Annotated in this window: 11 protein-coding genes; 7 read left to right on the plus strand and 4 right to left on the minus strand. The window is 62.0% G+C overall.

Annotated features, from left to right (window positions below; translation table 11 throughout):
- Positions 1-274 precede the first annotated feature (274 nt).
- Both ACRWA7_RS29220 and ACRWA7_RS29225 read right to left on the minus strand, forming a co-directional pair.
- A complete protein-coding gene (locus ACRWA7_RS29220; RefSeq protein WP_438393948.1) occupies positions 275-2308 on the minus strand; it encodes a PAS domain S-box protein in 2034 nt (677 codons plus the stop codon).
- A gap of 871 nt (positions 2309-3179) precedes the next feature.
- Positions 3180-3896 (minus strand): FadR/GntR family transcriptional regulator, encoded by a 717-nt coding sequence (locus ACRWA7_RS29225; protein ID WP_438393951.1) that lies wholly within the window; start codon positions 3894-3896, stop codon positions 3180-3182.
- Between the two features lie 142 nt (positions 3897-4038).
- Here ACRWA7_RS29225 and ACRWA7_RS29230 point away from each other — a divergent pair, with 142 nt between their 5' ends.
- Positions 4039-5565, plus strand: coding sequence for a UxaA family hydrolase (locus ACRWA7_RS29230; RefSeq protein WP_438393952.1), 1527 nt, complete (start codon positions 4039-4041; stop codon positions 5563-5565).
- Between the two features lie 58 nt (positions 5566-5623).
- On the opposite strand, the gene ACRWA7_RS29235 is transcribed toward ACRWA7_RS29230, so the two are convergent.
- The gene (locus tag ACRWA7_RS29235; RefSeq protein WP_438393954.1) at positions 5624-6313 is read right to left on the minus strand and encodes an MBL fold metallo-hydrolase; all 690 of its coding nucleotides are present in this window, start codon (positions 6311-6313) and stop codon (positions 5624-5626) included.
- Positions 6310-7002, minus strand: a complete 693-nt coding sequence (locus tag ACRWA7_RS29240; protein ID WP_438393956.1) for a GntR family transcriptional regulator — start codon at positions 7000-7002, stop codon at positions 6310-6312. Before ACRWA7_RS29240 ends, ACRWA7_RS29235 begins: the two co-directional genes overlap by 4 nt.
- 226 nt (positions 7003-7228) lie before the next feature.
- On the opposite strand from ACRWA7_RS29240, the gene ACRWA7_RS29245 reads away from it, so the two are divergent.
- The 6 genes from ACRWA7_RS29245 to ACRWA7_RS29270 are packed head-to-tail and all read left to right on the plus strand — an operon-like array spanning position 7229 to position 13686.
- Positions 7229-8029 carry an alpha/beta fold hydrolase gene (locus tag ACRWA7_RS29245; RefSeq protein WP_438393957.1) on the plus strand — a complete coding sequence of 267 codons (801 nt, stop codon included), beginning with the start codon at positions 7229-7231 and terminating at the stop codon, positions 8027-8029.
- A 23-nt stretch (positions 8030-8052) separates the two neighbouring features.
- Positions 8053-8811 carry an SDR family NAD(P)-dependent oxidoreductase gene (locus tag ACRWA7_RS29250; protein ID WP_438393960.1) on the plus strand — a complete coding sequence of 253 codons (759 nt, stop codon included), beginning with the start codon at positions 8053-8055 and terminating at the stop codon, positions 8809-8811.
- Entirely contained in the window at positions 8804-10333 is a 1530-nt protein-coding gene (locus ACRWA7_RS29255) for a sugar ABC transporter ATP-binding protein (RefSeq protein ID WP_438393961.1), read from the plus strand. The genes ACRWA7_RS29250 and ACRWA7_RS29255 overlap by 8 nt, the downstream gene beginning before the upstream one ends.
- The gene (locus tag ACRWA7_RS29260; protein WP_438393964.1) at positions 10330-11349 is read left to right on the plus strand and encodes an ABC transporter permease; all 1020 of its coding nucleotides are present in this window, start codon (positions 10330-10332) and stop codon (positions 11347-11349) included. The genes ACRWA7_RS29255 and ACRWA7_RS29260 overlap by 4 nt, the downstream gene beginning before the upstream one ends.
- A complete protein-coding gene (locus tag ACRWA7_RS29265; RefSeq protein ID WP_438393967.1) occupies positions 11346-12425 on the plus strand; it encodes an ABC transporter permease in 1080 nt (359 codons plus the stop codon). The genes ACRWA7_RS29260 and ACRWA7_RS29265 overlap by 4 nt, the downstream gene beginning before the upstream one ends.
- The gene (locus tag ACRWA7_RS29270; protein WP_438393970.1) at positions 12397-13686 is read left to right on the plus strand and encodes a sugar ABC transporter substrate-binding protein; all 1290 of its coding nucleotides are present in this window, start codon (positions 12397-12399) and stop codon (positions 13684-13686) included. Before ACRWA7_RS29265 ends, ACRWA7_RS29270 begins: the two co-directional genes overlap by 29 nt.
- The last annotated feature ends 45 nt before the right edge of the window (positions 13687-13731 follow it).

Raw genomic sequence — 13731 nt, forward strand, 5'->3', positions numbered from 1 at the left:
TCCACCGCATTTCTGTACTACGAGACTGCTGATCGCTGCGTTGGCGTGTACCGGGGACTGCTACGACTAGTTGGATCGGTCGCTTGCCGAAAGGCGTCGTAACCCGTCTCACAACATTCAGTCCAGAAAACGACCCCGATGCGCAAACAGCACGACGGAAGTTCTAAGCGCTTTTACCGTTGCCTCACCTTAGGAGATGTATCGAGCGAATTCGCTTCTCGAGAAAAGCAAGAGGTTATCGAAACCAGTGAGTTTGTTTGCCTTGCCACTGCCCTTAACGTGCGCGGAAGCATGTTTGGACATCGTGAGTGGTTGTTTCCAAAAATGCGCTTTTCCCATCAGATGCGACGCTTTTACCAGGGCTGCCGAGAACGCGACGGACTTTCCATGCAAGCTCTTCTTGACTATATGGCTTGCTTAGCAGCTCGACTCCTGCGTCAAGTCGCCCGCCGTGGACGATCGCATTCTGCGTGTAACCTGAAGTGAACAATACTTTAAGATGAGGAAGTAACTGCACTGCCTGACGGGCCATCTCCGGACTGCGCAAGGTGCCGGGCATTACTACGTCCGTAAACAGCAAATCAATATTGACTCCGCTACGAATCACGGCCAGGGCCTGTTCTGCATCGTCGGCCTTGAGTACCGAGTATCCGAGCCCCGCGAGCATCTCGACGACCGTCGATTGAACCTTAACGTCATCTTCTACAACGAGAATAGTCTCCTCGCCACCTACCATGGTCGAGCCCATCCGTTTCAACGGCATCGCTTCGGCTTTCTCGGTAGATCGAGGAAGATAAATTTTTACCGTCGTGCCGTGACCGACTTCGCTGTAGATCTTGATATGGCCACCACTCTGTTTGATGAATCCATACGCCATACTTAAGCCAAGTCCCGTACCGTGCCCCTCTGGCTTTGTCGAATAAAATGGATCGAACGCATGTTCGGCAACCTCTGCTGTCATGCCGGTTCCCGTGTCTGTTACGCCGAGCATGACGTATTGCCCGGGCGGGACGTCAGTAAGTGCGCGCACGTAACGATCATCCAGCATCGTGTTAGACAACTCGACAGTTAACCGGCCTCCGAGCGGCATCGCATCACGTGCATTGATGGCGAGATTAAGTAGCACGTTTTCCAGTTGGTGTGTATCGACCAACGTGTTCCAAAGACCCGCAGCGATCACCGTCTCGACACGGATCATCTCGCCAAGGGCACGTGCGAGCAGGCTATCCATACTGCGTACCATCGCTGCAAGGTCGACGACGGTCGGGCGCAAAGCCTGGCGGCGTCCGAACGCCAGAAGTTGCGAGGCGAGCTTCGCGCCGCGTTCGACTGCATCAATCGCGTGCGCAAGGCGCTCGACGCTCCACGTGTCTCGCCGGTGGCGATTTTCCAGCAACTCGAGGTTTCCTCTTAATACCTGCAGCACGTTATTGAAGTCATGGGCGACGCCCCCGGTCAGCTTGCCGACAGCCTCCATCTTTTGGGCCTGAAATAATGCTTCGCGCGTCTGTTCAAGCGTCTCGCTCGCCCGGCGCTTTTCCGTAATATTGCGGGTGATTTTAGCGAACCCGATGAGTTCGCCATCGTCATCTCGGATCGCATCAATGACGACATGAGCCCAAAACGTTTGGCCGTCGTGACGCACGCGCCAGCTTTCGGTTTCGAAACGACCATCGCGGGCAGCCGTGTCAAGGCTTCGTTGGGGCAAACCGGCCGCGGCATCGTCTGGCGTATAAAAGCGAGAAAAATGCGATCCCGTTATTTCTTCAGCCCGGTAACCCTTGATACGTTGTGCGCCGCTATTCCAGTTGGTCACGTAACCCTCCGGAGTGAGCATGAAGATCGCATAGTCAGTAACACCCTCAACAAGCAACCTGACACGTCGCTCGCTTTCGATCACCGCTTCGTGAGCCTTGCGATTTTCGGTGACGTCGCGAACGATCTGGACCGCTCTGCGCTCATCACTGTTAGTCTTGCGCAGTCCGGAGGTAACGACGCTCGCCCAAAACTGGGCGCCGTCTTTTCTCAGACGCCAACCCTCCCAGACATGTCGGCCAGCACGTTCTACCTTTGCTAAGACTGCCGCGGGCAGGCCCGCCTGACGGTCCTCGGGCGTATAAAGTTCGGAAAAATGTCGGCCTACGATTTCCTGCGCTGCGTAACCCTCGAGCCGAACACCGCCCGAATTCCAGCTCAGTATTTCACCTTGAGATGTAATAAGAAAAATCGAGTGATCGACCGTCGCATCGACCCATTCCGCGGTCCATCCAACATTAGATGGGCTGAAATCACTCTCGAGTTCTCGCATTCATACTCTCCGTGTCCGTCAATCGCGGTGAATTCACGGCCATTTTAACCATTTCTCTTTACGGATACGGCACAGGCTCAATGTTCATCCGAGGCTTTTTCCTAAATCCTGGATTGGTCTAATTTCGAACAACCGCCCTCGACTTTGGAACAGTCAACCTCCCGCAAACACAGCCCGAGCCCATGGGTTAAAGCAATAGGGTTGCACTCTGGAGTCAATACAGGGTACGGTTGATCAAAAAACCCGCGCGGCAATCGCAGCGTTGCTTCCATGTGAAAAACGCAGTCTCGACTGTAAATCGCTCACCGTTTGCCGGCTCCGAAGTGGGCGCCAAGTATGAATCGAGCGCGAGAGCAAGATTCTCGGCACCCACAGCGTTGACGAGCAACTTGAACGCTCGCGTTTTGATAACGGATGCCGTCTGCGCTGACTCCCGCGGCGGCACAGGCTTTATGCAGTGCTTTATTGGTGCGTTGCGCCGGCTTTCCCGTTGGGGGTTGACGCGACGCTTGCAACCTCTTCCCCGCGCTCTGTGAACGCCCGTATGGTTGGCCCATCGAGTAACTCCAATTTATGTGTGCTGCTGCGATTTCAAGACTGACAGCACGAGCACAGTACGCCACGATCAAAGGAGTAAGGTATGAGCACTCGTAATTAATGCAGCAAAGCGGGCGGCAACTATCCTTTTGTTCGCATTACCAGAATGAGGTTTTCAAACTCACTACAGCGCAAACAAAGACGGCAACTTGCACCGATGGCAATCGCGCGCCGCTCGACTCAACCATATCCCATGACCCGGTCGCCTCAGTCATTCGAACCCTGCCATAAAACTCACATCCTGCTCCCAGCCAATGCTTGGCGGTACCAACCATCATGTCGCTGCGAACTGCTTGCCGACAAAATCAATGTGCGCATGCATGGCCTTGAAGGCCGCGTCGGGCCGGCGAGCGCGTATGGCCCGATATATCGCCTTGTGCTGGGCGAGGCGTGTCAGTGCCAGTTCTCCCCCGTCGAGCTGGATATGCGACGCCTCGTACGTATTGTTCGTGATGTGCTCGCGCAATAAAGTGATCACGCTCGCATAGAAATGGCTCAGCATCAGATTGTGCGACGCCGTTGCAAGGACCGCGTGAAATTCGGCATCGGCGCGCGCCTCCGCTTCGACGTCCCGTGCGTGCACCGCATGATGCATCCGCTCCAGAATCGATGCCATCTCAGTCAGTTGATCGGGAGTCGCGCGTGTCGCCGCGAAACGCGCGGCGGCGCATTCGAAGACCAGGCGAAACTCCAGCGTGTCCCCCCGCACTGGCGGGTTTTCCGCGATCAACTGCAGCCAAGGCGCGCTTAGGCGCGCCGGCTGCTGGGCGCTTACGAAGAGGCCGCTGCCGCGACGGGTCTCCAGCAAGCCGCGCGTGACGAGACGCTGGATCGCCTCGCGCACGGTGGCGCGTGAGGTGGCGTATTCGGCTGCCAGCTCCCGCTCCGAAGGCAGGCGCGTTTCCTTGCGCCAGTTGGCGTCGAGGATCCTGTCTTCCAGTTTCCTGATTACATGCGCAAGCGCCGCGCGAGTGATGCCAGCCGTTGCCATGAGTCCTCCGCCTTCCCTTGTGGTCCGACCAATTTCCTGTCGACACGTGATTATCGCAGTATGACTCCCAGCCGACGGACCTGCCTCAGGTGTCCGCAAAAATCGGCGCCCACACTACATTCGATGGATCTGGAGAACGATGATGGACCCACTTTCACGCGCGCTCAAACTCGACGACGCAGACGACGTCGCCATTGCCCGCGATGCACTCACCAGCGGCACGACGCTCGCCGAATTCGGCGGCCTGGTTGCGCGCGCCGACGTCCCGGCTGCGCACAAGATCGCGCTGCGCCCGATCGCCGTCGGCGAAGCCGTACGCCGCTATGGTCAGATCATCGGTTTCGCCACCGACGCCATCGTACCGGGCGACCACGTCCATACGCACAACATGTCGATCGGCTCGTTCGACCGCGACTACGCGTTCAGCAGCGACGTCAAGGCTGTAGCCCCGGCGGCGCAGCCGTTGACGTTCCAGGGCTTTCGCCGTGCCGACGGACGCGTCGCGACGCGCAACTACATTGGCATAGTCAGCACCGTAAACTGCTCCGCTACGGTGAGCAAGCGCGTGGCGCAGCACTTCGCCGCACCCGGCGCGCTCGCTGCCTATCCGAATGTGGACGGCGTCGTGCCCATCACGCACAGCTTCGGCTGCTGCATCGACCATAACGGCGAAGGCATCCAGCAACTGCGCCGCACGATCGGCGGCTACGTTAAGCACGCCAATTTCGCTGGCGTGCTCGTGATCGGACTCGGCTGCGAAGCAAACCAGATGGGTGCTCTTTTCGTTGCGGAGAACGTGGAAAGCGGCTCGATGATCGTGCCCCTCGTCATGCAAGAACTCGGCGGTACGCAGAAGACCATCGACGCGGCCATCGCCGCCGTCAACGAGATGCTGCCAGCGGCCAATCGCGTCGAACGCGAACCGCTGCCGGTCTCGCACTTGAGCATCGCGCTGCAATGCGGCGGCTCGGATGGCTACTCCGGCATTACGGCGAATCCGGCGCTGGGCGCGGCCGTCGACTTGCTGGTGCAGCACGGCGGCACCGCTATCCTCAGCGAAACGCCCGAAATCTACGGCGCCGAGCACTTGCTGACCCGGCGCGCCGTCTCGCGTGAAGTGGGCGAAAAGATCGTCGAGCGGATTCACTGGTGGGAGGACTACGCGCAGCGCGAGAAAGGCAGCATCGACAACAATCCGACGCCGGGCAACAAGACCGGAGGCCTCACCACGATCCTCGAAAAGTCGCTTGGTGCGGTCGCGAAAAGCGGTTCGACGCCTTTAATGGGCGTGTACCGCTACGCCGAACCGGTCGATACCCACGGCCTCGTTTTCATGGATGCGCCCGGCTACGATCCAATGGGTGCGACCGGCCAGATCGCGAGCGGCGCGAATCTCGTGGTCTTCACCACGGGACGCGGCTCGTGCTTTGGCGCCAAGCCCGCACCCTCCATCAAGCTCGCCACCAACACGCAAATGTTCAACCGCATGCGCGACGACATGGACATCAACTGCGGCGACATCATGGACGGCAGCGCCACGGTGCGGCAGAAGGGTCAGGAAATCTTCGATGCGATCCTGCGGGTCGCATCGGGAGAACCGAGCCGCAGCGAGGCTCTCGGCGTGGGCGATGACGAGTTTGTGCCTTGGATGATCGGCGCACAGATGTAGTACGTAGTGCGTTGTGAACGGGCCGACTCGTGGCGGCCCGTTCGCTTTTCAAGCGGCGCTAGCGAATCAGCAGTTCGAACGGCGCGGACTCTTCCCAACTGAAGTTGCCGTCCGGCTGGCGGATCAACTCGGGGAAATGACCCGGCACAATCCGGTCGGCTCGTTCGAGGATCCGCTTGATCGTGCGCGTACCAACGTCGATCTCGTCGAAGGCCATGTCGCAGCGCTTGAGGATCGCTTCCTTAGCGTATTTGATCGCGTCGCCGGCGATGATCACGCGGCCCCGGTCGGCGGTGTCCAGTTCAAGTCCGTAGCAGCCGGGCGTATGGCCGGGCGCCGGAAAGAAGTGCACGCCCCGGTCCAACTGCCCTTCGCCCTTGATGAACTCGACCTTGCCTTTCGAGAGCTGCTCGCGAATTCCCCAGGGCAGCAACAGATCTTCCGGATGCGGACACGCCGCGTATTCCCACTCACGTTCGCTGACGACAAAGCGCGCATTCGCAAACAGGTCGATATTGTGCGCGTGGTCGAAATGCAAATGCGAGAGAAAGACTGTTTTGATGTCGGCGGGCTCAATGCCGCGGTCGCGCAGCGCCTTCAGCAGACCCAGGCGCGAGATATAGCCGCCGGTGTCGAACAGCGTCAGGCCGTCATGTCCGCGAATCAGGGTGACGTTGGCAATGCCCAGGAAATCGTTCTTCAGGCGCAGGTTGTTGCCCTGCACCAGGATCTCGTAGGTCGGATTCATCCGGTTTCACGCTCTTGTAACACCGCCGCGCCGAACATGGAACTGGCCCGGTGCGCGCGTCTGAATGCGTCCAGCGGCGGCATGATGTGATCAACGGCGAGCGCCATGAAACCGTCGCGGTCGCCGCTTCGCAACTGTTCGATCATGGTGGCGTGATGCTCGCGCGAATGCGACAGTAATTGCGGATCGCCGACGCCGTACCAGCGGATCCCGGTCGTCTCGACCCACAGCTTCTCGATCGTCTCGGCCAGGTAAAGATTGGGACAGGTCGCCCAGATGCGCCGGTGGAACGCGTCGTTGAGCACGTTGACCTGCAGCAGGTTGCCCGCGTCCAGCTCGCGGCAGTATTCCGCATGGATCGCTTCGATCTGCGCGAGATCGTGGGGCCGCGCCGGCATCGGCACACGGCTCGCTGCCTCGCGCTGCAGGATCATCCTGACCTCATAGATCTGCTCGACCTGTTCCATGGAAAAGTCGCGCACGATCACGCCGCGATTGGGTCGACGCGTGACCAGTCCCATGCGTTCAAGAAGCACGAGCGCCGCTCGCGACACATGCCGCGAGACGTTGAACTGCGCGCTGATCTCTTCCTCGACCAATCGCTGATGCGGACGCAGCCGGCCGATGATGATGTCCGACTTGATGCCTTCTACGAGTTGCGCCGCCTGTGCGTCCGTTTTCGTGACCAAACCCTTTCCCTCGTTAGTTTCTCGTCGTTCTCGCCGCGCCACTCTCCGACGCTTCCGGCTGCCTATACGTCCGCGCATTCTACCTCCATCATGTCGCGCCAATATTGGCGTTTACCTTGACGCAAATATGTTTGACAAAATTGGCGACAAAATCGACACTCGGTTTTCAGTAGCTCCAGCGCGCTGGAAAAGCGCTGAGCAAAACGCTTATCGGGGAATCGGAGACATGGAAGCACGGGCCGACACTAACGGCATTCAGACCCATTACACGCTGACCGGCAAGCCCGGCGCGCCGGTCGTCATCCTGAGTCACGGGTTCGCCGCGAATCTGTCGATGTGGGCGCCGCAGCTCGATACGCTGTCGCGCTCTTTTACCGTACTCTGCTATGACATCCGCGGCCACGGCGGCTCCAGCGCCACGCCCGGCGACTACTCGCTCGCCCTGCTCGCCGCCGATGTGCTCGCCCTCATGGACCACCTCGGCATCGAGCAGGCGCACTACGTCGGGTTGTCGCTCGGCGGAATGATCGGCCAATACGTGGGCGCATGGCACGGCGAGCGGTTGATGAGCCTCACGCTGTGTGCTACCACGAGCGAGGCGCCGAAGGGGTTGTGGGAAGCGCGCGTGATAGAAGTGCGCGATATCGGCGTAGCGCCGCTCGCCGAAGCATCGGTCGACCGCTGGGTCACGCCCGCGTTCAAGCGCGCGCAGCCCGAACTGATGCAGAAGATGCGCGCAATGGTCCTCGGCACTTCACTCGACGGCTATGCCGGCTGCGCCGCCGCCATCCGCGACATGGATCTCGCCGCCGCTGTGATCGGCCGCATCGCCGTCCCCACGCTGGTCGTGGCGGGTGAAGACGATACTTCGACGCCGCTACCTGTCCTAGAACGCATCGCTCGTCCTATCCCCTACGCCCAGCTGATCACGATTCCCGGTGCGGCGCACATGCCGACCATGGAGCAGCCGCAGTTGTGCAATCCGGCAATCGAAAGCTTCCTGCTCGCGAATTCGCGCAGCCGGTAACCCATTCCATTCAGGAGTTCCTCATGGCAGGCCGTCTCTTCGGAAAACGCATCATCATCACGGGCGCTATTGGCAACATTGGCAAGGAAGCGGCGCGCAGCTTCATTGCGCAAGGCGCGCGCGTGGTGATCGGCGACATAGCCGAGGAAGCCGGCCGCGCGGTAGTTGCGGAACTCGGCGACGCCGCACATTTCGTACAGGTCGACGTGACAAGTGAAGCGAGCGTCGCCAACCTGATCGGGCGCGGCGTGGAGTGGCTGGGCGGCCTCGACGCGCTCGCACAGAACGCCGGCTTGCAGCGCTCGGGCGCGATCGCGGAATTCGATCAGGCCAACTGGGATGCGCTCTTTGCGGTGAACGCGCGCGCGCATTTCTTTGGCGCGAAGCACGCGATCCCGCATCTGAAGCAGTCGGGTAAAGGCTCGATCATCAATATGTCGTCGCTTGCGGGCAAGCGCGGCGGCCCGGGACTGGTCGCTTATTCGGCCTCAAAGGGCGCGGTGATCGCCTTCACGACGGCGCTCGCGCTCGAACTCGCACCCCACAACATCCGCGTGAATGCGATCTGTCCCGGCTGGGTGGATACCGCGTTCAACCAGCCGGCCATCGACTTCATGGGCGGCGCGAACGCGCAGCACGAGAAGATCGCGGCACTCGTGCCACTCGGCCGCCAGGCCGGCGCCGACGAAATCGCGCCACTCTTCGTCTACCTTGCTTCCGACGAATCGGCCTACGTCACCGCGCAGTCCTTCGGCATCGACGGCGGTGTCTACAATGGCTGACGCTCTTGTGCAGTCCACGGGCGCACCGGCGATCCTCGGCATCCAGAACATCGCCAAGTCCTACGGCGCGACGGTCGCGGTGCGCCGCGTGTCTTTCGACATCGAGCCGGGTGAGATCCATGCGCTGCTCGGCGAGAACGGCGCGGGCAAATCGACTATCGTCAAGGTTCTCTCGGGCATTGTCGCTCCCGACACCGGCACGCTCACGCTCGACGGCCGCGCTTATACGCCGGCTAATCCGATGGCCGCCCGCGCCGCCGGCGTCTCGACCGCATTCCAGGAGTTGAGCCTGCTGCCGAACCTGAGCGTGGCCGAAAACCTGATGCTGCCCCGGCAGGCAAAGGGCGCGGCCGGCCTTGTCTCGGTGAAGGGAAGCGAAGCGAGCGCCGCTGCAATGCTGGCGGAGTACGGCCTCGCTCACATTCATCCGGGTGTGTACGTACGCGCGCTCTCGCTAGCCGAAAAACAGCGCGTCGAGATCATGCGCGCGGTGGCTCGTCAGCCGCGTCTTCTGGTGCTGGACGAACCCACCGCGGCGCTCTCCGATCCGACCTGGCTCTTCGATATCCTCGCGCGCGTGACCGCGGCCGGCGCCGGCGTGCTGTACATCTCGCACCGGCTTTCCGAAGTGCGCCGGCTATGCCGTCGCGGCACGGTGCTGCGCAACGGCGAAAGCATCGGCACGGTGTCGCTTGCAGGCATCGAGGACGCCGGCATCTTCAAGATGATGGTCGGCTCCGCCGCGCGCGAATCGCACGCGGCGCGCAGCGTATCGACAGTGGCACGAGCGGAAGCGTTCGGGGTGACCAAGCTCGCGGGCGGTACGGTGAACGACATCACGCTGTCCGTCGGCAAGGGAGAAATAGTCGGCGTCGCAGGTCTGGAAGGCCAGGGACAGCGCGACCTGTTCCGCATGCTCGCGGGCCTCACGCCCGTGCGCGGCGGACAGATCCGTATCGACGGCAAGTCCGTACGCCTGGTTACTCCGGCTGACGCGGCAAAAGCCGGCATCGGCTTCGTGCCCGAGGAACGCAAGACCGAAGGCGTGTTCCTCAGCCTGCGCACCGACAGCAACATGACTCTGCCCATTCTCGGCCGGCTGGGCCACTTCGGCGTGGTCAACGGCGCACGCGAGCGGGCCGCCGTGAACCAGGAAGCGGCACGCGTCGACCTTTCGAGCCGATACCTGAAGCTGAAGATCGGCGCGCTTTCCGGCGGCAACCAGCAAAAGGCGCTGATTGGCCGCGTGCTGATGTCGGGCGCGCGCTACCTGGTCCTGTTCGACCCGACGCGCGGCGTCGATGTCGGCACCAAGGCGCTGATCTACGACGTCATCCGCGCGTTCGTCGCAGAAGGCGGCGCGGCGCTGATCTATTCCACCGAACTGGCCGAACTCATCCATCTTGTCGACCGCTGCGCGGTCGTCTACGGCGGACGCATCGCGGGAGAAGCGTCCGGCGACGAACTTTCCGAGGCGCGCCTCGTCGCCCTTGCGGCTGGACACGGAGCCCACGCATCATGAACCAGGCACGTCCCTCTTCCGGCCGCTCGCGTGCGGCCGCCATGCTGCGCCCCGAGCCGTTGTCCCGGCGTCTGCTTGGCGACGGCACCACGATCATTGTCGTGATCCTCGCGGTGATGACCGTGATCTTCGCGGCAACGCAGTCCGACGCGCTGAGCGCCACGGTCATCACGGACATCTTCAACAACAGTCTGCCGCTCGCGCTGGCGGCGGTCGGCGGCACGCTGGTCGTGCTGACGCGCGGCTTCGACCTCTCGGTAGCGGGCGTGGTTTCGCTCACCAACGTGCTGGTCGCGGTGCACGGCGGCGACGGCCCGTGGGGCGCGCTGCAGGGCGTGGCCATCGCGATGGCGGCCGGCGCCGGCGTGGGTGCGATCAACGGCTACCTGGTGGCGTACTGGAACCTGCAATCCATCGCGCTCACGCTCGCGTCGATGATCGTCTGCTCAGGCGCCGCGCTGCTAATCCTCGACGCCCCCGGCGGCAACGTCTCCGACTTCATGATCTACACGATGACTGACCGCATTCACGGCATCGTGCCGGTCTCGCTTGTGATCGCAGCGGTGACGTACGCGATCTGGCGCGTGCTGCGCCGCACCGACTGGGGCGTCGGCCTCTACGCCACCGGCGCCGACGAAACCGCTGCGGTTCTGGCCGGCGTGCCGGTCAAGCGGATCAAGCTGGTGGCGTACATGCTCGCGGGCGTCTGCTATGGGCTCGCCGGCTTCATGCTGAGCGCCCTCACCTCCACGGGCACGCCGAACGCGGGCGAACCGTATTTGTTGCTGGTGTTCGCGGCTATTGCGCTGGGAGGCACTTCGTTCTCGGGCGGACGCGGCGGCGTGGCGGGATCGATCCTCGGCGCGCTGACCCTGACGCTGCTGCAGAAGGTGCTGTTCTCCACCGGCGTGTCATCGTTTTATACCGGCATCTTCCAGGGTGTAGTGATGATCGCGGCGGTGGTGGTAGCGGTGTTCTTCGCCCGCTTCAGCTCACGCGAAGAGGTGCACGCATGACCGAGACACCCTTGACCAACGGCAGCAACGGCAGCAACGGCGCCAATGACACCAGCGGCCGCCCCGCCGATACCCGTGGCGGCGACGCCGCGCCAGGCTGGTTCAGCCGGCTCGACCGCGACGTGCGCACCGCCATCGCGCTGTTCGCGATTTCCTTCGCGCTGATTGCCGCCTCACGCGTGCTCGGCCCGAACTTCGGCAGCCTCGCGCAGATGAAGGCCATCCTCGTGATCTCGAGCTTCCTGATGGTGGTCGCGTTCGGCCAGCAGATGGTGATCCTGCTCGGCGGCCTGGACCTGAGCGTCGCCTCGATGATGACCCTGGGCGGCGTGCTCGCGTTCAAGTGGATCGGCGGTGCGGATTCGGCCGTCGTGTGGGGCGTGCCCGCGATCCTCGCGGTCACCGCCGCGCTCGGTGCGTGCAGCGGCATCGGCGTGAGTCTCGTGAAGATTCCGCCGTTCATCATGACGCTGGCGATGGGTGTAATCCTCTATGGTGTCACGCTCGGCTTCACGCAAGGCACGCCGGCCGGCCAGCCGTCTGCTGCCCTCTCTTCGTTGTTCGTGAGCACGCCGCTCGGCGCCCCGATCCTGTACCTGATGGTGCTCGGCACTGCGGCCGGCTGCTTCCTGCAGATGCGCACGAGCTTCGGCCGCAAGGTCTACGCGCTCGGCACGAACCCGACCGCGGCGCGCGTGGCAGGCCTGCCCGTACACCGGCTCACCATCGCGACCTATGCCATCAGCGGCGCAAGCGCGGGCCTCGCCGGCATTCTGATGCTCGGCTACGTGCGCGGCGTCACGCTCACGCTCGGCCAGAGCTACCTGCTGCCGTCGGTTGCGGCGGTGGTGATCGGCGGGACGTCGATCGTCGGAGGACGCGGCATCTATCTGGGCGCCGCAGCCGGCGCGATCCTGCTGACCACGCTGTCCACCATCGTGTCGTCGCTCGGTATTGCCGAAGGCTGGCGCACGATCATCTACGGCGCAGTGATCTTCGTCGCCCTGGTGTTGCTGCGCGACGATCTCGCACTTCTCATCAAACGCAGTGGTTTCAGAAGCAGAACACAACCCTAAAGACCGGCCTACCCGGACACCATCAGGAGGAAACATGAATTCCAGCACACGCTTGAAGACCTGCTCGCTCGCGCTCGCCGCCGCCATGCTGGTCGGCGCAGTCGCGCCTTCTCAGGCGCAGACGCCGCCGAAGAAATACAAGGTTTACCTCAGCATGAGCTACAGCGGCAACGGCTATCAGACCGAGACCTCGAACCTGATCAAGGCGCTCGCCGCGACACCGCCTTACGACAAGCTCGTTGATCTGAAAACCGTCATTTCCGGCACCGACGTACAAGCGCAGGCGGCCGCATACCAGAGCATGGTGTCGGCGGGCGCGGACGCGATCATCACCTTCCCGATCTCGTCGACCGGCCTGAACCGCGCGATCCACGAAGCTTGCGAAAAACACGTGCTGGTCTACACATACAGTGCCACGGTGACCGAGCCATGCGCGCGCACGGTCAGTTACATCACAGCCGGTTTCGCACCAAATACCGCCCAATGGCTCGTCAACAAGCTTAACGGCAAGGGCAATGTGTTCATCGATCGCGGCGTCGCGGGCAACTCTGTCGACAAAATGAACTACGACGGCGCGATGAGTGTGTTCAAAAAGTATCCAGGCATCAAGATCGTGGCCGAGTACTACGGCATGTGGAACAGCCAGACTACGCAGCAGGAGACAGCGAAGGCGCTTGCGGCACACCCGGACGTCGATGCTATCTTTGGCGAAAACGGCGAGGACGGCATCGTGGCCGCGATGCTCGCAAGCGGTCAGAAAAAGCTCGTGCCGGTAACGGGCGAGAACACCAACGGCTTTCGTCTTGCGCTCGCCAACGCCGATCTGAAGCAGCGCGGCCTTGATGGAATATCGTCGGGAGACCCGATCAACGTGTCCGGTTACGCGTTCAAGTTGATGATGGAAGAGCTGACCGGCAAACGCAAGGTGGCGGTGCATAACATCGAGTATCCGCTGCCGTGGGTACCGGCGGCCCAGGTGAAGGTGTGCACAGGGGACACCTTCACCAACGGCTGTAATGCCTTCCCGTCGACCAAGGTACCCGATTCGTTTAACACCGAAGTGTTTGATCCGGTGCTCACACCCGAGCTGTCGCTCAGCTCTGCGTTGCACGGCACACCGACGCCAAGCGCGACGATCCAGCCGCTGCCTGCCGATGTCATCAAGCAGGCGCCGAACGTTCCTGGCGTAAATTGTGCGCATTGCGAGGCGCCCGCGGACCTGTTCAAACTGACCAAGGTGGCCGCGACGGTCAAGCCTTGAAGAAGCCTTATGAAGCCCCGAGCGTCGCACCAAAGGCGCGGGCGT

The sequence above is a fragment of the Caballeronia sp. DA-9 genome (assembly GCF_051615025.1).
GTDB classification, from domain to species: Bacteria; Pseudomonadota; Gammaproteobacteria; order Burkholderiales; family Burkholderiaceae; genus Caballeronia; species Caballeronia sordidicola.